Genomic DNA, 17,687 nt, shown 5'->3' with positions numbered 1-17,687 from the left:
AACGTCTCTCAGACGGTCTCGCCGACCAGCCGACCAGCAGGTGCGGCGATGGTAGGGTTCTGGTTGGGCTCATCGCTGGCGATTCGACCGTCAACGAAGTGCACCATGCGCCTTGCGTAGGCCGCCATGTCGGGCTCATGGGTCACCATGAGCACCGTAATGCCATGCTCATTGTTCAATGCCATTAGCAGCCCCATGATCTCGTGACTTCGCTGGGTGTCGAGATTGCCGGTGGGCTCATCGGCCAGCAAGACCGCCGGCTGGGTCACAATGGCGCGCGCAATGGCCACGCGCTGCTGCTGGCCGCCAGAAAGCTCAGCGGGTGTGTGATGCCCCCAGCCAGACAAGCCGACAGCGTCAAGGGCCTTGACCGCAGCGGCACGCCGGGCGGGGGCCGAATCGCCGCGGTACAGCAGGGGGAGCTCTACATTCTCCTGCGCCGATGTTCGCGCCAACAGGTTGAAGCCTTGAAAAACGAACCCAAGGAATCGCCTTCTCAGCCTCGCGCGCTGATCGCGTGAAAGTGCCTCTACATGTGACCCTTTGAACAGGTATTGTCCGGCCGTCGGGGTATCCAGACAGCCAAGAATGTTCATGGCCGTGGATTTCCCGGAACCGCTGGGCCCCATGATTGCAACAAGCTCGCCTGCATGGATATCCAGATCGATTCCCTTGAGTGCCATCAACTCTGAGGCACCATGGCCATAGCGCTTGCTGACGTTTCGCAAGGAGATCAAAGGCGCATTCATTTCACCACCATTTTCTGGCTGGTGATGACGGCCATGCCAACCGCGAGTTCGCCACTGGTGATCTCAGTCATATGCCCATCGCTGATACCGGCATGGACTGCTACAGCGACCGGCTCACCATCGCGCAGGACGAAGACCTGCTTGGCACCAGCCGTGCTGGCACCCGCTGCAGCGGATTTGCGCGTAGATCTCGGGGGCCCCAGTATCATTCCCGATGCGAAGCCCTTTTTAGGCATGTCGGCCGAAGCAGCTACGGGAGCAAAGCGCAACGCGGCATTTGGCACCTGCAATACGTCCTTGCGCGTAGTGGCGATGATGGTTGCAGTGGCCGTCATACCCGGGCGCAAGCTCCTGTCCAGATTGTCCACATCAAGATAGGTCAGGTAAGTGACCACGTTGTCAGTGATGGTGGATCCAAATCCCACGCGGGTAATGCGTGCTGGGAAAGGTCGGCTGGGGTAAGCACTGACCGTGAAGGTTGCGTTCTGCCCAATCGTCACGGCACTGACATCCGCCTCGTCCACATAGACCCAGAGACGCAACCTGGCCAGGTCCTCGGCCACGGTGAAGAGCGTAACGGCCTGCAGTGATGCAGCCACTGCATTTCCAGGGTCTACCGTGCGGGTGAGTACCACTCCGTCGGCAGGAGCGGCGATGGATGCCTTTGACAGATTGATCTGATCGGTGGAAAGGGCCGCCTGAGCGTCACTGATGCCTGCGAGAGCACTGCCATTGTCGGCAACGGCACGTGCCAGCGTGGCACGGCCCGCATCGATTTCTGCCTTGGAAGGTACTTTGCCGCCGGACAGGCGTGCAACTTCCTCAAGGCGTCCCAACGCAGCGCGGGCTTCATCGATGGTCGCACTGGTTTGGGCGAGCTTGGAGCGCGATGCTGCAAGCATTGCCTGCGAGCGCAAGATCTGGTCGCGCAATTTGGCAGTGTCCAGCACGGCCATAACCTGCCCCTTTTTGATGCTGTCATTGACATCCACATTGACTTTCAGCACCGTGCCAGAGAGTTCGCTACCGACGGTGATAGCCCGCGTCGGTTGAACCGTGCCGTTGGCAGTGACCGTGAGAGAGATGTCACCGCGACCCACCGGCACTGTGTTGTAGCTCGGAGCCGCGTGAGCTGCACGATTTGACAGCCACCACCAGACACCTCCGGCCGCCACAAGTGCTGCAGTGACGGCAAGCCAAATGGCTGGTTTCCTGTACCAGTGTGGGTCGGCTGGCTCCCCGAGCAATTCCGTCAAGTCAGCGTCATGCGCGCCGTCTTCCATAGGGCCGTCAGCAGTTAGCGGTGGTGTGCCCGATTCAATGGGCGCAGCTGCAGGGGTTTGCGGCGCGGTCATAGCTGATCCTCTTGCAACATGTGAGGCCAGCCGCCTCCGAGCGCTTTGAAAAGACGCACATGGTCGCGGCTCACATCAGCGCTGGCCGTGGCCGCGCCATCCTGAGTTGCGAACTGCGTGCGCTGTGTTTCAAGAACGGTCTGAAAATCGATCAAGCCACTGCTGTAACGCTGCCGTGCAAGCAATGCGGCGTTACCTGCTGCTTCGGCAGCGATGCGAAGACTGGCAAGGCGAAGGCGATCACCACGCAAGGCAACCAGAGCATCCTCCACATCCTTCAAAGCAGCGAGTACGGATGCACGGTACATCTGCTGTGCTTGTTCCAATGCCCCCTGCTGCGCTCGCAGCTGCGCTCTCAAGGCTCCTCCATCGAGTATTGGGAGCGTCACACTGGCCAACACACTGCCCAAGCCTGCGCTGCTGCCAGTCAAGGCTCCGATGGTGGCCGCACGCAACCCCAGCGAGCCGCCGATCGTGAAACTCGGCAAGAGCTGTGCCCTGGCCTGGCCCACACGGGCCAGTGCAGCCGCGACCTGGTACTCGGCAGCACGCACATCTGCGCGCTGGCGCAGCACCTGGGCCGGGATGCTCATCGGCAGCGCATCGCGTACCCTAAGCACAGCTGCTCCAGACACCTGCATGTCAAGAATTTCGGGTAAGAAAGTTGGAGGGCGACCAGTCAAAACAGCCAGGGCATTCTGCGTCTGCACAATGCTCATTTGAAGCAATGGCAGTTGCGCCTTATTTAGCGCCACGGCGGTGCGAGCCTGCTCGGCCTCCAGCGAGCTGGTCAACCCCGCCTGCTGGCGCCACAGAGTGATTTGCAGTGTTTCTTCCTGGCTTGCGAGGTTCTCGCCGGCGATGGAGCTTCGGCCAATAGCGCTTCGCAGAAGGATGTAGTTCAACGCTACTTCGGCAGCGATTTGCACTTGCATATCGCCTAGGCTAGCCTCGCTTGCCTGGGCATTCGCGTCCAGCACATCCACGCCCGCACGCCGGGCTCCAAAGACGTCAACCGCCCAGTTGGCGTCCAGGCCTAGAAAGATGCTGCTACCGGTGCTAAGGCCCCCCTCTACCCCGCGCTGGGCCGATGCAGAGCCGCTCACTGTGGGCCACAGCGAAGCTGCTGCCGCTTCGCGCAGGGCTTGGGCTTGCCGCAGCGCTGCCTGCGCGCCCTGGATGCTGGTATTTTCCTTCAATGCAAAGCCAACCAGCACACCAAGCAGGGGATCATCAAAACGATGCCACCACGCGGTCAACGAGGCATAGTCAATTTCCGTAGCGCCTGCTCCTTGTTGCTCATCAATCGACCAGGCCCCAGGAATCTCCGGAATCACATCCGAAGACTCAAGGGACTGCACGGTTGTGCAGGCGATAAGTGGCCAGATGAGCACAGTGAGCAGCGTCCATGCGGTCATCGGCACACCGGGGCGCGACGCACACAGGATATCTCGCAGCCGAGAGACACGATGCGCGCTCATTTGCAGGTATCCATCTGGATCAGAGGCGGTGATTGAACGCATAGCGACCTCAGTGCTTTTCTATTCAAGCCGCTATATGCCCCTTTCAAACCGTCAGGGCCTCTTTTGCAAGGCCCCACGCCTGAGACAGCTTGGCACCACGCTTCTGGTATGCCGCTTTCACAATTTTTGCGCGCGCCTCTATCCTTGTCGTGGCTTCTCCCTTAGATCGGCTCAGCTGTTCCTTGAAAGACATAGCCTTTTCCTTGGCCTCCAGCTCAAGGAAAGCAACCCGATCCTTCACGCGTTGAACATAGGCATCCAAGCGGCCGTTGGTAGTGGCGATCCTGGATAGCAATCCCGATTTGGCAGCGCCGCTGGCCCGAGTCACCTCGCCTTCTAGTTCATTGAGCTCAGACTTGAGCGCAGTGTAGTCGTGGTCGAATTGCTCCTCGACCATCTCCGTGCGGCTTCGCCGGAACACCCGCCCGCCAACGGCTTCAAGCGCTGCGTCCACCGGAATGACCCATTCTTCTTCGATCTCGGCCAACAGAGCGACTTTTCCGGGTGCCAGAAACCGATCAGTTTCCTCAATGAAATCGCGGCCAACTCCTGCAACCCAGAAGTCCCGAATGGCACCGGCGACCGTGCCGGTGACAGCGCCCAATGCAACGCCCATTGGACCGCCCAGAAGGCCGATCAAGCTCCCAACGGCCAGACCGACACCGGCGCCGATGCCCCCCTGGTCCAAGGACTTTTTCACACTGACGGTGCCATTGGCATCCTTGAGCAACACCCCGGTGGAGTACAGGGTGATATCACCTGTCTCGTGCAACTTTCGCAGAGCCCGCAACCCTGACTGCGCTGCCATCTCGCTATCGAAAATCGATACCAACATCTTGTTCATTGCGAATCCCTTTCTACCAGCTTGAAACCACAACTTCAAAATCAGCGATGGCCATCAGCCAGCGGCCGAATCTATTGACTTGCGCAGGCGGGCTGTCGCAGCGCTGACACCAGCCTCGAACTCCTTCCACCGGGCCACGGTGGCCTGCTTCATCTCCGTCAACTTGGTCTCTGCAGACTTCACATCCCCCTGAAGAGAGGTAATTTCCTGATCGATCCTGACCTTGGCATCCACAGTGGCGGCGCCGGCTTTCTTCTCAAGGTCCGAAACCTTTGCCTTGCCCCTTGCGATGTCTTTGTCAGCAGCTGCCACGAACTGCTCACGTTTGGTCGTGTCAGTTGCATACTTGAATTCAGGCATGGACTTGACAGACTCCTTGGTCGCTCCAGCCATCACCAGCTTGCCTGCCTGGTCCTGAATTTCGGACACAGGAACCGCTACGTCGTGCCGTCCAATTCCCACAAAGCCGCCAGCGCCGACGATGACGTAAGAAACGTTTCTGTCGAGCGAGATGATCAAGTCATCGACTCTCCCTACCTTTTTTCCGGCATCGTTGTAGATGGTCTTGCCCAACAGTGTCTTCTTGACACTCCAGCCTCTTGCAAGCTGTATCGACTCGGTCACCGTTGCATCGACTGTGGTGGTTGCGCCTGCGACTTGTGCCAAGGCAGGACTCGCCATCCAAAGCGCGCTGGAAATCGCAACGATTGCGAAGGCTTGGTGCGACAGACTATTTTTCATGATTCATTTCCTTGTGAGTGGGTTGTCAATGACGGATGACTTATCTGTGCATCCTCACAAGCGTTGTACGGACTTCAAAGGGATCCGTCTGTTCGACAGCGCACCTGACGGCTGGGGCGGTGCATTCAGTTGATTCAGCGCAAGACAAGTGAAATTAATCTGGCGATGTCCCTTTGAGTCAAGAACTAGAAAATATGCGCTAACTCAAAGCCTCTTCCTGCACAACGCATATGCATCCAGTTCAGTTTCGTAGACACTCGTACTTACGTCCATCAGTCCCAAGATGGAATGGAAGTAGTTGTCATGGGTGACTCTCAGGTGTCTCTGCCGGCCCAAGCATTCCAGAGAGATGCCCAAGGATTCTTCGAACTGCGCTGACATCCAAGTCACCCACGGAATGTGCTTCTGCACGTCGGGGGCAATGGCGTACGGCAGGCCATGCAGGTAAAGATTGCTCTCGCCCAGCGACTCACCATGATCGGAAACGTAAAGCATCGCTCCATCCGCCTGCGGCGCCTTGTGCCGTAGCCAGTCGATGGCGGAACTCAGGAAATGGTCGGTGTATACGATGGAGTTGTCGTAGGCATTCAAGACCATGTCACGGCTGCAGACCTGCAGGGCACTGGTCGTGCATTCGGGATGAAAGGTTTTGAATTTCTCAGGAGATCGTCTGAAGTAAGCAGGGCCATGGCTCCCCATCTGGTGCATCACGATCACCGTGCCACGGGCCCGGCGCGCAGGGTCGAGAGCTGCCAACCTTTCATCCAACCCTGAAAGCAGGATCCCATCTTGGCATTCATTGTCTTTGCAAAGGTCTGAGTCCACGCTCTTGCCCGTCGACACATGGGGCACACGATCACACACGCCTTTGCATCCCGACTGGTTGTCCAGCCACAAAACGGCAAGCCCTGCACGTTGCAATACATCCAACAGGTTCTCGTAGTTGACCTTGCGCACGCCAAACTCATGCCGGGAAAGATGCGAGAACATGCACGGTAGTGACTCCGCTGTGCTGGTACCACAGGACCACACATTGGTGAAACTCACCACACCCTGCTGCTCCAGAGCCGTGGTTGTCGGCCGCTCATACCCATTCAGGCTGAAATTGGCACTGCGTGCGGTCTCGCCAAGCACCAGAAGAAGCAAACGCGGTCGGATGGGAGTGGAATTTCCCTCGTTTGTGCGGCCGGCCTGGCCTGCATCCAGGGCGATCGGCACGATCGTAGATTCATCGCGTTCCAATGGACCCATTGCCATCCTTGCCAAGCCATACATGCTGGCCAGCGGGTTTAGCAAATAGCGCAAGTCCTTGTGGTTGCGCATCGTGGAAGCCAAACGTTGAAAGCCAGACAGGATCACTGCGACCACAATGACCAAAGCACACAACGCAACAAAGGGGTTTTTCCACAGTTGGCGTCTCATTGTTCCGTAGTCAATGGGCTGAAGCCATACAAAGATCGCTGGCACGACAGCCATCAACATGAGTCGCGTAAGCAGATGCCCATCCAAAAATGCGCTGGCCTCGGCCGTATCGGTCTGCATCACGTTGATCAGCATGGAGGTATCGATCACCACTCCATAGCTGGTCATGAAGTGGCTTGCAAGCGCCGTGATACACAGCAGAACGGTGATCGCCGGCTTGAGGGTCTGACGCCATGCAAACAGACTGAGAACGGATGCCAGGCAAGCCGATATCAATCCCAGTAGGGAGAACGCAAATAGGAAGTCTGCAACAGATTGCAGTTGCTCCAGTGCAGACAGACGACGCCACAATGGGCCACTGCCTGAGACAGCCAACCACACGCTGCCTACGGCCACGAGCCATATCGGAGATCGGGCACGCTTGATCACACCAGGCACTCTTCTGTGGGACCGCTCAAGATGGCAAACAGCCACTGCACATAGCCGTCCACCACTAACGAGAGGGGTTTATGGGATCCATGAAGACAGCTCTGCCAACGCATCAAAGAATGTGACCTCTGCGGCTGGCAGTGGTCTGTTCGCTGCCGTACACAACAGGCAACACGTCTCAGCCTTTGAAGTATCCGAATCACAAGAGCCAATTGCAACACTACGGCCAGGAGGGTTCCCACTCACCACTCACCGTGTGTGCTGGCAGCTCGCAATCCTCTGGAGCACTTCTGATCGCGGAGTGGTTCAAGCACGAACAAGACTGCTACTGCATTGAGTAGACCGTTCTAGGGAATGAAATCGATGGCCAGTAGGGCTACCCCGCAAAAGCTGCCGATGAACGAGAGTTAGAGAGCGCACAGACGCGGCGCATTCGATCCGCGCATTCTTGCCGTTCTGGCGAGCATGTTAGAGATGCTGCCAGGCCCATTCAACTACCCCAGAGGCCCACTATGCAGAATGTGTTGACAGGATCGAATCCCAGATTACGCCACGGATCCTCAAGAACTCCCAATCGGCAAGCCTTCAAGCCGGCAGCTTTCTTTGAGGCGATTGAGCCCATCGGAGAACTCCCAACCACCAGCGGATTTACCTCATTGCTCGTGGCCTACAGGGCCACGGGAGGAACAGCACGAGGCGAGGATGTAGCCCGTCTTCTGGAGGAGCGCGGTGTGGGCGACTTCATTGGACTCGCCCGCCTGATCGCCGCTGGGGATGTGTTCGGATTTGAGTGGCGGTCCACACTCTGGATTCCAATGTTCCAGTTTGACCTGCATAATTTATCGGTCAGGCGTTCGGTACGTCTGATCTTGGCGGAGTTAGGAAACGGATTCGATGGATGGGCTCGTGCTGCATGGTTTGCGGCGCCAAATTCCTGGCTCCAGCAACGCAAGCCGGCAGACTTAATGAGCAGCGAATTGACCGACGTACTCAGCGCCGCGCGGGCCGACCGCTTCATCGCAGTGGGCTGAATGTTGAGTTGTCATTCCAAGCTCGAGCACCTGCCAACAGACGCTGAAAATCAGCGTTACGGTGTCGTCCAGAGTTTCAGGGCCAGCCGAGAGACTATCCAAGCATGACAAGCACGACGCACAACGCCAGAATTACCGCCCCGGTGCGGTACCTTCTGAATGATGGCAAGCATCGCGAGATTCCAATTGGTCCATGCGTGATCGAACAATCAACCAGGCCTGTCTGGAGCATCACCTGGGGAAGGTTCGGACAGCACTCTACATGGATGGCCAGAGAAGCAATTGCGCATGCGGCAAATTGCGGCTATCTCGTTCTTCTGGACTAGCCACCCTGTCTCGCATTGGAGGCAGCATAAGTTCTCGCCCGTCAGGACTTCTCCTCTAGGTGTTGAAGTACCGAAATGGCTCTAGCCATGTCGCAAATGCATGCAGTCAGATCGCAGAGCGTCTGTCGAACAGCGCTTCGCTCGATTCGAGCAACACATGAAGATCCACTTCACGATTTTTGCGATGACGCCTCGACTCCAACAACCGAGTGAGGTTCGGCAACGCACAGACGACAACACCTTGACCGAACCATGCTTAGCGCCTATCAATAAATTGCAAGGCCCCAATGAAGACAGACAGCCAACTACAGCAGGATGTGAGAGCAGAACTGACTTGGGAGCCCTCGGTCAACGCTGCCCATATTGGGGTGGAGGTCAAGGACGGCGTGGTTACCTTGGCAGGCCAAGTTGAATCCTTCACGGAGAAGTGGAGCGCCGAGCGTGCAGCACAACGAGTCTCCGGTGTACACGCCATGGCCACCGAATTGAAGGTGCATCTTGCTGGCACCAGAGAAAGGACCGACGCAGAGATCGCAGGATCAGTTCGGAACGTATTGGAGTGGACGTCGTCAGTTCCTGCTGGGGCGGTCAAAGTGACTGTGGAGAGTGGCTGGGTCACGCTATCAGGCAGCGTCGATTGGCAGTACCAGAAAAGCGCCGCAACTGACGCAGTTCGCCACCTCATAGGCGTAACTGGCATCAGCGACAAGATCGCCATCAAGCCGGCCAAGACAGCAAGCTCTGTTCAGTCAGACATTGAGGCCGCTCTGGCGCGCACATCCATCGCTGATGCACGCAAAATTTCGGTGGTCCTGCAAGGCACGGAAGTCACACTGGCCGGCACCGTCAATAGCTGGGCCGAGCGCGAAATTGCGACCAACTCAGCCTGGGGCACTCCCGGCGTGAACAGCCTCGTCGACAAGATGACTTTGGCGCACTGATGCAACTTATCTCCCCGGACACCGGGATCAATGAATGGATGGCAATATGCTGAAAAACAAAGTAGCGCTGGTCACTGGTGCCTCGTCTGGCATCGGGCGCGCCGTAGCCCTCGCTTACGCGCGCGAAGGAGCAAAGGTCGTCGTTTCCGATGTCAATCCTTCAGGTGGTGCAGAAACAGTAGCACTGGTAAGGGCCCAGCAAGGTGAGGCTGTCTTCCTGGCTGCCAATGTCGGCCAGCCCAAAGACGCCCAAGCACTGGTGGACCACGTGCTTTCCACCTACGGCCGACTGGATGTGGCATGCAACAACGCAGGCATCGGCGGCCCTAGCGCTCCTATTGCCGACTACCCATTGGACGGGTGGGATCACGTCATCAACATCAACCTTTCTGGCGTGTTCTACGGCATGCAGCGGCAGATTGCAGCCATGCTCCAAACGGGTGGTGGTTCGATCGTGAACATGGCCTCGGTTCTGGGCGCCGTCGGCTTCGCAACCAATTCAGCATATACCGCGGCCAAACACGGGGTGGTTGGGATCACCCAGGTGGCTGCGCTCGAGTACAGCAGCAAGGGAATCCGCGTCAACGCCGTAGGGCCAGGATTTATCAGTACGCCCATGGTCAGCAAACTTGAGCAAGATCCGACTCTGAACGCCATGCTGATCGCCGCACATCCGATGGGCCGCCTGGGTCGCGCCGGAGAGGTAGCAGAGCTGGTGGTCTGGCTTTCGTCGGACAAAGCATCGTTCGTCACAGGTGCGTACTATCCGGTGGATGGTGGGTATCTCGCCCGCTAGCGCAGAACTTGGATCACCGCACATGAATACGATCGCGCATCTTTCCCATGCTCAGCGCATATCCCTTGCAACCTTGCTGCAATCCCGGGTGACAGAGCTGAAGGTCCAACGGGCGTTGCAACTTCAAGGTGTGTCGCAAGTCGAGGCAGCGCGAATGACACTACTGGGAGATGCCGATGACGCCCCTCAGCAGTCCGGCATGCACGAAGTTGATAGCGCAATTCTTGACATGCACATCAAGGAGCTCGACGAGATAGAGGACGCTGTCCGACGCATCCAGGGGGCGGGCTACGGCCTGTGCATTGATTGTCTGGCTGCCATCCCATTTCAACGACTAAGCGTCGAGCCGCAAACCTTGCGATGCGTGGCGTGTGAGAGCCGCCATGAGCGCGATATGCGTGCCTGATGCATGCGCGGTCTCCTTGCGCAACAAGCGACGCAGTCAGGGTACCAACACAGCCGCTCCCTCGAAACTCCCTGAGCGCAGGTCAGCCAATGCCTGGTTTGCCTGCTGCAGGGGGTAAGCGGTTGTCCTGATGACCAGATTCAAGTTCGGCACTTGATCCAAGAAATCCAGACCGTCCTGTCGAGTGAGATTGGCCACTGACAGTATCTGCCGCTCATTCCACAGGAGGTCGTAAGGAAAGCTTGGGATATCGCTCATGTGAATGCCCGCGCACACCACTTTGCCGCCCTTGCGCACTGCCTTCAGTGCCGGGGGGATGAGAGCGCCCACTGGAGCAAAAACAATCGCAGTATCCAGGAGCTGAGGCGGCGCTTCATCTGAACCACCAGCCCAGCAGGCACCCACGCTTCGCGCAAATTCCTGAGCCTTGCCGTCGCCAGGCCGAGTGAATGCGAATACCTTGCGCCCCTCCGATTTCGCCACTTGCGCCAGAATGTGAGCAGCTGCTCCAAACCCGTAAAGACCCAACAACTGCCCATCTCCAGCCATCTTCAGGGAACGCCAACCGATCAGCCCTGCACAAAGCAAAGGGGCAAGTGATTCATCACTGCCCACCTCACCGACGGAGAACACGAATCGCGCATCGGCGATGACCGAAGTTGCAAAGCCGCCATCGCGGGTGTAGCCTGTGAAAATCGGGGTGTCGCAAAGGTTCTCACGCTGCATTCTGCAGTATGGGCACACACCGCAGGTATGTCCAAGCCAGGGGATCCCTACGCGCTGGCCAAGGGTGAAGCCGTCAGCGTGAACGCCTATCGCATCAATGCGGCCGATGATTTCATGACCTGGAATTATGGGCACCTGCGGACGCGGTAGCTCTCCATCCACGACGTGTAAATCCGTTCGACAGACGCCGCAGGCACCTACTTGGACACGAACTTCACCTGGTCCCGGCCAACGGTCTGGCAACTCAGTCCACTCCAGTGGCCTACCCAACTGCTTCAGCACCATTGCATGCATGACATTCTCCCAATTCTGAATTTGGAAGCCTCGTGGCGGGGGCGCGCCTTCTGCAAGCTGGTTGTCGCCTATGGCTGCATGAATAGCGCGATCAAAACGACCTTGCAAGCACTGCAACGATTCGATTCGATTCGCGCATTGGAGGTCGTGGAAGTTCCGTCAATTGCTGGGAGCGTGTGCTGCATCTGGACGTCGCAATTGGACTAGCTACACAGCTTCTATATTCGGCAGCAGACGGTCATATTCCTTTCTTACGACCTCGTAGCACTCGCACGTTCGCCGCTCCAATCCCGGGCGGTCAATCACACTAATGTGGCCTCTGGCATAGCGAATCAGCCCGGCTGACTGCAGCTTTAGCGCAGCCTCAGTGACTCCCTCACGGCGTACACCCAGCATATTGGCAATCAGCTCCTGCGTCATGATGAGGTCGCTTCCCCGCAGCCTGTCCAAGCTCAGCAGAAGCCATCTGCACAGTTGTTGATCGAGCGTGTGGTGACGATTGCAGACAGCCGTTTGTGACATCTGCGTGATCAATGCCTGGGTGTAGCGGAGCAGAAGATGCATGACGGGACCGGCACGATTGAATTCGATGCTCGTGGCATCTGCTCTCAACCGAAGTCCGTAGCCGGCACTCTGTACCACTGCCCGACTGGGGGTCGACTCTCCCCCCATGAAAATGGAGATACCTACAACGCCTTCGTTTCCTACTACCGCAATCTCCGCGGAGCCTCCGTCCTCCAGTACATACAGCAGCGAGACGATGGAGGTGATGGGAAAGTACACATGGCTCAGCTTCATTCCCGACTCATAGAGCACCAGGCCCAATGGCATCTTGATACCCTCTAGCATTGGGAGCCAGCGTGCCCATTCTGCATCGGGCAATGACGCAAGAAGATGGTTGTCTCTTGGATTGATATTCCCATCAATTTTGACGGTAACGATTTTTTGTGGCTTTGAGTATTTCATCTGGTCGGAAAGATTTCACAGTGGATGGTCCTAACTTAGACAACCTATGGAAAACCATCTGTTCGCTGGCGAACATAGCGCACTGAAGCCACAATTCCTATGTTGCAGAACGCACAGACAGTTTCAATACCGGGACATAGTTAGATGACTTTCCGCTACCGCGTGACTACTTGCGTGGAGGAGCTTCGAATAGGCAAGTCCTAGCGGCCACTGAATGGCCGTAAATGCCCCAGAGCAAAACGGCTCGCCGCACAACATGAAATACAAGGACTACTACGCCACCTGGGGCGTGCCACGCGACGCCACGCCGGAGCAGGTCAAGAAGGCCTACCGCAAGCTGGCCCGCCAGTACCATCCTGATGTCACCAAGGATGCCGATGCAGAGGCGAAATTCAAGGAGCTTGCAGAAGCCGACGTGACCCTCAAGGATCCGGAAAAGCGCAGTACCTACGACAACATCGGCAAGCACGTCCCGGCGAGGCATTTCAGCCGCCACCCGCCTGGGAACGCCCTGCTGGCGGCAACGGCCCCACCTTCGCGGACATGGACCTGGCCGACCAGCTGGCGGCCATGGGGCATGGGCGGGCGGGCCGCCAGAGTGATCGCGGCCCGGTGCCGGGCCGCGATTTCGACACCACGGCCCGCATCAGCCTGGAGCAGGCGCACCAGGGAGCCAGGCTCACCCTGGAGCTTGACGACGGCGGCGCCGGGCGTGCGCTGGAAGTGACCATTCCGGCCGGCGTGCGCGATGGCAAGAAGCTGCGCCTGCGTGGGCAAGGTGGCAAAGGGCACCAGGGCGGCGCCAACGGGGACATCTACCTGCACATTGCCCTGGCGCCGCACCCGCTGTTCCAGGTGCAGCCGCAGGACCTGTACTTCCACCTGGCGCTCAGCCCCTGGGAGGCGGCGCTGGGTGCGCAGGTGGAGATCCCCACCCTGGGAAACCCCATGCTGCTGACGGTGCCTGCGGGCACCCGCCACGCCCGCAAGCTCAGGGTGCGCGGGCAAGGCCTGGCCAATGGCCATGGCGGGCGCGGAGACTTCTATGCCGTGGTGCACCTGGACATTCCGAAGACGCTTTCTGCCAGCGAGCAAGAGCTGTTCCAGAAATTGGCAAGTGCATCGGATTTCAACCCCCGTGAAGCAACGACCCTGGAGCATGCCCATGGCCCCACAAGCACATGACTGGCACTGGCTGGACCAGCGCGCAAGCGTAAGCCTGTCCGAGCTGTTCCGAGCAAGCGGGCTGACCGCGCAGGAGTTGGCCGAGCTGGTCGACTATGGAGCCATCGCACCACTGGCCTCGGAGCAGGAGGGGCTGCACTTCAGCGCGCAGTGCCTCGTCCCGCTGCGGGCAGCGGTAAGGCTGCGCGTCACCTATGACCTGGACCTGTTCACGGTGCTGCTGTGGATGGACGGCGTGCAGCGCATTGAAGTGGAACCAACCGTAAAGACGCAAGCGCTGGGCAAGCTTTGAATGGACACCAAGCGCCTACCGATGTGGCGCTGCGGGGCCCTGGGCCTGAAGCTGGCCTGCTGGTGGCGCTGAGTAGCCCCAATTGGCTATTTGCGCCATCCTTGAGGCGTTGGTAGCAGGTCGTCCAGATGCCGCGGTCGCCAAGCAGTGACGGTACAGGGTGCACAAAGTGGATATGGGGGAAGTAACAAGGAGGAACTTGCGACCAGCACGGCAAGTAGGCGACGCAGCTCAAATTGGCTCTACTGTTGACTGGGCGCACCGGGATTGCCAATTGCCCAAGTCCGCTTTTTTGCGGTGACGCATTGCTGCGATGCAGCTTAGCGGTTGGGAAGCAAACGAGGATACCTTCACCAGATGTGCGCCAACGCGCCTCGCTCATTTGCCGCCAAGTCTTCCAGCGTTCGGGTCTATTTCATCTGGCGTGATGGATTCACGACCCACTCGCCCCCCTCCTCATCCCAACTGTGTGTGCGCATGAAGGCCAAGGTATCAGCCTGCTGCTGCGCACGGGTCAAATTGCTCAGCGTTGCTGGCACGGGGTCGCGAGGCACCCAGGTAGAGTTCATGTCGTTCCAGCTATTCTTGCGCAGGAAATCATCACGCTGCGACCTGAATACGGCACGCGGAATGACGCCCACTGGAGGTTCCACTCCATTCTTGAGCATCCACGTTTCGGTGATCTCATCCCAGCGATGTGTCTTCAAGAACTCTTTGGTCTCCATTCTGACTTGAGTCCTCGTGGCGGCGCCGCCAGGGCTCGCTCCAGTTGAGCTTTGAGCTTGAGCAGCACCGATAGTTGAAGCAATAGCCAATGCGATGAGCAAGCTTGGGTAGTGAATACGGTTCATGGTTTCTCCGAGAGATGGGAAGGATTTGTGCAACTAGTCCACCGCCGTGTGGTTGATTGCAGTAGACAGCGCGTCTTTAAACTAGTCAGTCTGCTGGCGCACACAGCGGCAGACGGCCCACATACAGGACGAAAAAACGACGTTTGGAATACCGTAAAAATTCGCGCTTGGAAGCTGCAGCTAGTCCGAGAAGAATCCTGCAAACGCCCTTGTCAATGCGAAAGCAACACGCACCGCCTAGCACGCCGCACCAGATCCTTGGTGTATCCGCCAAACAGCCATTCCCCCAAGCGTGTGTGTCCGTAGGCCCCCGCGACTATCAGATCAGCTCCACGACGTTCAGCGAACGTATCCAGAAGGTTGTCACCATCCCCGGCGGATTGCACCACCGCTTCGGCACTGATACCGTGATGCGCCAACCAAGCGCACACATCGTCGACACGGGAACGTGCTGAATCCATATCGTCAGGCATTGCAAACTCGACGACAGTCACATGAGCCGCCTTGCTCAAAAATGGAAGCGCATCTGATACAGCGCGCCGAGCCTCACGCGTATCCTTCCAGCCAACAACGATCCAGTCCAATCTGGGAACATTGACCGCGTCAGGCACGACTAATACCGGACGCCCGGCGCGCATCACGATTTCAGCGCAGCTCGCCATCCGTGAGGTGCCAAAGAGGTCAGGTCCCCTGGCGCCCGTGAGGACGATATCGGCACTGCGAGCCTCAGTCGCGATATGCTCAGCCTGTGGCCCCATCTGAACTGAAGATCGCCATTCCAATCTGGTGGATGCAGAAGCCAACGCCTTACGAAACTCATCTTCGGCCTCAGAGATGTTCTTGTTGATGTCATCGAGGTCCAGCGCAAACATGTCCCCGGCGGCATAGCCGTCGACATACGCCGGCTGCAGTTGCTGGCCAACAGCAATGCCAACTACCGCAGCCTTGAAACGATCAGCCAATACAGCAGAAATATTCAGCAGAGACTCGTTGGAGCGGCCGATTTCCAGGTGCACCATCAAAGTGGCATAGGTCATAGCGTGTGCGTGCGTTGATTTCAAAAGCCGCCTGCAGCGTGTGCAAGCGCAAGGCTCCCGGCACTGCTACCGGGGATCGAAGTAAGCCGCGTACGCGGCCGTACAGGGAAGCGTCCTTGTTCAGCTGATCAGCTCGATGTTGTTGATCACTTGGTAGACGCCTGCAGTCCCCCAAGCAGAGGTCGCAGCCAGGTCACGTTCAGACCAACTGTGGACCTTCCCCGACAAGGTCACTGCTTGACCCTTGACCGACACGCTGATGGCGTGCGAGTCGGTATGCGCACGACGCTTGAGAGCCGCTTCGATGTCGGCTTTCACCGCTGCTACTGCCACCTTGGGCTTGATGGAGATCTGGTCATTGATGCCTTTGACACCGCGCAAGAACCGAATTGCAGTGACTGCGGCCAGCCGTTGATAGTCCCAATCTACATCGCCAGACAAGGTAACCAGCCCTTTCTCAACCATCACCTTGACGCTGTCCTTTGACACAAAATTTGTCCACTGCAAGGCGCTTTCAACGGAAGCCGCAATCTCGGCATCAGTTCGCTTGCTTGAGCCAACGAGTTTGACATCGATCTCCATGGCCAACGCCTTGACACCAGAAACACGCTGGGCGGCTTGCTCCGCTTGGAACTTTTCGGCATAGCTATTCACGTGCCCTGCGAGGGTAACCACGCCTTCGTGGACCTCGACGCCGATTTCAGCTGCGTGCACCGAAGGCTCCCAAAGCAGTTCGTCAAGGACGTCTTTTTGAATCTGGCTATCTGATTTCATGGTCGCGACCCAAGTAGTTGTTGGAGGCTTGAGCCTGCGCCCGTCGTTGTGCCGAGTCTGTGCGTTGACGAACGCAGCGCTGGCCGTGCATCCACCATTGTTGAACCACGTGCGCTGACGAACAGACTGCACTTTGCAATAGTGCAACCCTTGAGGTCGGCCTGCGCGTGTAGCGCTGCTCATTGGCCAGGGCTTTCTGTCTCACTCAAGGAAAATTTCATATGTACGCCAACCACATCCGCTCCTACGCTCTATCCGCTTTCGTCGCAGTAAGTGGCCTCTCCATGTTGGGCTGTACGACGAGTCAGATTGGCGATCGTGCAAGCGCTACCTCTAAGCATGCCGCTGTCGATGCCCAGATCGACGCTGAACTGTCAAAGCTCTACAACACGGTGCCGGGCGCGCGGGACATGGTCGCAGCATCCAAGGGTATGTTGGTTTTCCCGGCAGTGGTCGGTGGCAGCTTTGTGGTGGGAGGCGAATTCGGGCATGGTGCACTTCGAATCAAGGGCCGTACGCAAAAGTACTACAACATCGCAGCCGGCTCAATCGGCTGGCAGGCGGGCGCTCAATCGAAGGGCATCTTCTACCTATTCACGACCCAGGAAGCACTTGACAAGTTTCTAGCCAGCAACGGCTGGATCGCCGGTGTCGATGCAACCGTGGCGATTGCGAACGTTGGAGCAAACGGCAGCATTGATACCAACACTATGCGAGCCCCAGTAGTAGGCTTTGTTCTGGCGAATGCTGGCCTGGAGATCGGCGCTTCGGTACAGGGAATGAAGATTTCCGAAAATCGATTGTGAGAGCTACAGCGCATTGTTCAAAGGCAGCTGAATCGGCTTGCAACGAGACACGGCAAGCTTAGAGGTTTGGGTGGCTCACTGGACGCTGGCGGTGGGCCGCGGTGAGTGTACGCAGAGCACGGATAGCAGGTGGCGATCCCGTTTCGCTCATCCCGGTAGCCTCAGCCTCCTGGTGTCAAGCAGACTTCTCAAG

General features: G+C 57.9%; 18 protein-coding genes and 1 pseudogene. 8 read left to right on the top strand and 11 right to left on the bottom strand.

Annotated features, from left to right (window positions below; translation table 11 throughout):
• Positions 1-8 precede the first annotated feature (8 nt).
• The 6 genes from QYL93_RS18240 to QYL93_RS18215 all read right to left on the bottom strand — a co-directional run bounded on the left by QYL93_RS18240 (position 9) and on the right by QYL93_RS18215 (position 7,063).
• Positions 9-749, bottom strand: coding sequence for an ABC transporter ATP-binding protein (locus QYL93_RS18240; protein ID WP_305744970.1), 741 nt, complete (start codon positions 747-749; stop codon positions 9-11).
• On the bottom strand, positions 746-2,104 hold the full coding sequence (locus QYL93_RS18235) for an efflux RND transporter periplasmic adaptor subunit (protein WP_305744969.1): 1,359 nt from the start codon (positions 2,102-2,104) through the stop codon (positions 746-748). The genes QYL93_RS18240 and QYL93_RS18235 overlap by 4 nt, the downstream gene beginning before the upstream one ends.
• On the bottom strand, positions 2,101-3,627 hold the full coding sequence (locus QYL93_RS18230) for an efflux transporter outer membrane subunit (protein ID WP_305744968.1): 1,527 nt from the start codon (positions 3,625-3,627) through the stop codon (positions 2,101-2,103). The genes QYL93_RS18235 and QYL93_RS18230 overlap by 4 nt, the downstream gene beginning before the upstream one ends.
• A gap of 43 nt (positions 3,628-3,670) precedes the next feature.
• Positions 3,671-4,471 carry a DUF1269 domain-containing protein gene (locus QYL93_RS18225; RefSeq protein WP_305744967.1) on the bottom strand — a complete coding sequence of 267 codons (801 nt, stop codon included), beginning with the start codon at positions 4,469-4,471 and terminating at the stop codon, positions 3,671-3,673.
• Positions 4,472-4,525: 54 nt separating this feature from the next.
• Positions 4,526-5,212, bottom strand: a complete 687-nt coding sequence (locus tag QYL93_RS18220; protein WP_305744966.1) for a PRC-barrel domain-containing protein — start codon at positions 5,210-5,212, stop codon at positions 4,526-4,528.
• Positions 5,213-5,416: 204 nt separating this feature from the next.
• Complete coding sequence (locus QYL93_RS18215; RefSeq protein WP_305744965.1) at positions 5,417-7,063, bottom strand: phosphoethanolamine transferase; 1,647 nt, start codon at positions 7,061-7,063, stop codon at positions 5,417-5,419.
• 731 nt (positions 7,064-7,794) lie between these two features.
• On the opposite strand from QYL93_RS18215, the gene QYL93_RS18210 reads away from it, so the two are divergent.
• The 4 genes from QYL93_RS18210 to QYL93_RS18195 all read left to right on the top strand — a co-directional run bounded on the left by QYL93_RS18210 (position 7,795) and on the right by QYL93_RS18195 (position 10,563).
• Complete coding sequence (locus tag QYL93_RS18210) at positions 7,795-8,094, top strand: antitoxin Xre/MbcA/ParS toxin-binding domain-containing protein (RefSeq protein ID WP_305744964.1); 300 nt, start codon at positions 7,795-7,797, stop codon at positions 8,092-8,094.
• Between the two features lie 613 nt (positions 8,095-8,707).
• Positions 8,708-9,361 (top strand): BON domain-containing protein, encoded by a 654-nt coding sequence (locus tag QYL93_RS18205; RefSeq protein WP_305744963.1) that lies wholly within the window; start codon positions 8,708-8,710, stop codon positions 9,359-9,361.
• Positions 9,362-9,407: 46 nt separating this feature from the next.
• A complete protein-coding gene (locus QYL93_RS18200; RefSeq protein WP_305744962.1) occupies positions 9,408-10,157 on the top strand; it encodes an SDR family NAD(P)-dependent oxidoreductase in 750 nt (249 codons plus the stop codon).
• 22 nt (positions 10,158-10,179) lie between these two features.
• Positions 10,180-10,563: a TraR/DksA C4-type zinc finger protein gene (locus QYL93_RS18195; RefSeq protein ID WP_305744961.1), complete on the top strand. Its 384-nt coding sequence runs from the start codon at positions 10,180-10,182 to the stop codon at positions 10,561-10,563.
• Positions 10,564-10,599: 36 nt separating this feature from the next.
• Here the strand turns inward: QYL93_RS18195 and QYL93_RS18190 are convergent, their stop codons facing one another.
• Positions 10,600-11,583: a zinc-dependent alcohol dehydrogenase family protein gene (locus QYL93_RS18190; protein WP_305744960.1), complete on the bottom strand. Its 984-nt coding sequence runs from the start codon at positions 11,581-11,583 to the stop codon at positions 10,600-10,602.
• A 207-nt stretch (positions 11,584-11,790) separates the two neighbouring features.
• Positions 11,791-12,549, bottom strand: a complete 759-nt coding sequence (locus tag QYL93_RS18185; RefSeq protein WP_305744959.1) for a Crp/Fnr family transcriptional regulator — start codon at positions 12,547-12,549, stop codon at positions 11,791-11,793.
• Positions 12,550-12,763: 214 nt separating this feature from the next.
• Here QYL93_RS18185 and QYL93_RS18180 point away from each other — a divergent pair.
• The 3 genes and pseudogenes from QYL93_RS18180 to QYL93_RS18170 form a co-directional block, all read left to right on the top strand.
• A pseudogene (locus QYL93_RS18180) lies at positions 12,764-12,943 on the top strand (DnaJ domain-containing protein); the annotation flags it as partial.
• Positions 12,944-13,092: 149 nt separating this feature from the next.
• On the top strand, positions 13,093-13,734 hold the full coding sequence (locus tag QYL93_RS18175) for a DnaJ C-terminal domain-containing protein (protein WP_305744958.1): 642 nt from the start codon (positions 13,093-13,095) through the stop codon (positions 13,732-13,734).
• A complete protein-coding gene (locus QYL93_RS18170) occupies positions 13,715-14,026 on the top strand; it encodes a hypothetical protein (RefSeq protein WP_305744957.1) in 312 nt (103 codons plus the stop codon). Before QYL93_RS18175 ends, QYL93_RS18170 begins: the two co-directional genes overlap by 20 nt.
• 410 nt (positions 14,027-14,436) lie before the next feature.
• Here the strand turns inward: QYL93_RS18170 and QYL93_RS18165 are convergent, their stop codons facing one another.
• The 3 genes from QYL93_RS18165 to QYL93_RS18155 form a co-directional block, all read right to left on the bottom strand.
• Positions 14,437-14,877 (bottom strand): DUF4148 domain-containing protein, encoded by a 441-nt coding sequence (locus tag QYL93_RS18165; protein ID WP_305744956.1) that lies wholly within the window; start codon positions 14,875-14,877, stop codon positions 14,437-14,439.
• 212 nt (positions 14,878-15,089) lie between these two features.
• A complete protein-coding gene (locus tag QYL93_RS18160; protein WP_305744955.1) occupies positions 15,090-15,914 on the bottom strand; it encodes a universal stress protein in 825 nt (274 codons plus the stop codon).
• A gap of 120 nt (positions 15,915-16,034) precedes the next feature.
• Positions 16,035-16,688: a BON domain-containing protein gene (locus QYL93_RS18155; RefSeq protein WP_305744954.1), complete on the bottom strand. Its 654-nt coding sequence runs from the start codon at positions 16,686-16,688 to the stop codon at positions 16,035-16,037.
• A gap of 221 nt (positions 16,689-16,909) precedes the next feature.
• Between QYL93_RS18155 and QYL93_RS18150 the strand changes: the two genes are divergently transcribed.
• Positions 16,910-17,494, top strand: a complete 585-nt coding sequence (locus QYL93_RS18150) for a YSC84-related protein (RefSeq protein ID WP_305744953.1) — start codon at positions 16,910-16,912, stop codon at positions 17,492-17,494.
• Positions 17,495-17,687: the final 193 nt, after the last annotated feature.

The sequence above is a fragment of the Acidovorax sp. A1169 genome, from assembly GCF_030704685.1.
Taxonomy (GTDB): Bacteria; Pseudomonadota; Gammaproteobacteria; order Burkholderiales; family Burkholderiaceae_C; genus Acidovorax.
Note: the sequence above shows the minus strand (reverse complement) of the source record. Positions and strands in the feature narration are given on the sequence as shown.

Coding starts and splice junctions, on each gene's coding strand:
- QYL93_RS18220 (WP_305744966.1), bottom strand. CDS start 5,212: ATGAAAAATAGTCTGTCGCACCAAGCCTTCGCAATCGTTGCGATTTCC.
- QYL93_RS18175 (WP_305744958.1), top strand. CDS start 13,093: ATGGACCTGGCCGACCAGCTGGCGGCCATGGGGCATGGGCGGGCGGGC.
- QYL93_RS18170 (WP_305744957.1), top strand. CDS start 13,715: ATGGCCCCACAAGCACATGACTGGCACTGGCTGGACCAGCGCGCAAGC.
- QYL93_RS18230 (WP_305744968.1), bottom strand. CDS start 3,627: ATGCGTTCAATCACCGCCTCTGATCCAGATGGATACCTGCAAATGAGC.
- QYL93_RS18150 (WP_305744953.1), top strand. CDS start 16,910: ATGTACGCCAACCACATCCGCTCCTACGCTCTATCCGCTTTCGTCGCA.
- QYL93_RS18155 (WP_305744954.1), bottom strand. CDS start 16,688: ATGAAATCAGATAGCCAGATTCAAAAAGACGTCCTTGACGAACTGCTT.
- QYL93_RS18185 (WP_305744959.1), bottom strand. CDS start 12,549: ATGAAATACTCAAAGCCACAAAAAATCGTTACCGTCAAAATTGATGGG.
- QYL93_RS18235 (WP_305744969.1), bottom strand. CDS start 2,104: ATGACCGCGCCGCAAACCCCTGCAGCTGCGCCCATTGAATCGGGCACA.
- QYL93_RS18240 (WP_305744970.1), bottom strand. CDS start 749: ATGAATGCGCCTTTGATCTCCTTGCGAAACGTCAGCAAGCGCTATGGC.
- QYL93_RS18165 (WP_305744956.1), bottom strand. CDS start 14,877: ATGAACCGTATTCACTACCCAAGCTTGCTCATCGCATTGGCTATTGCT.
- QYL93_RS18200 (WP_305744962.1), top strand. CDS start 9,408: ATGCTGAAAAACAAAGTAGCGCTGGTCACTGGTGCCTCGTCTGGCATC.
- QYL93_RS18190 (WP_305744960.1), bottom strand. CDS start 11,583: ATGCATGCAATGGTGCTGAAGCAGTTGGGTAGGCCACTGGAGTGGACT.
- QYL93_RS18160 (WP_305744955.1), bottom strand. CDS start 15,914: ATGACCTATGCCACTTTGATGGTGCACCTGGAAATCGGCCGCTCCAAC.
- QYL93_RS18195 (WP_305744961.1), top strand. CDS start 10,180: ATGAATACGATCGCGCATCTTTCCCATGCTCAGCGCATATCCCTTGCA.
- QYL93_RS18225 (WP_305744967.1), bottom strand. CDS start 4,471: ATGAACAAGATGTTGGTATCGATTTTCGATAGCGAGATGGCAGCGCAG.
- QYL93_RS18205 (WP_305744963.1), top strand. CDS start 8,708: ATGAAGACAGACAGCCAACTACAGCAGGATGTGAGAGCAGAACTGACT.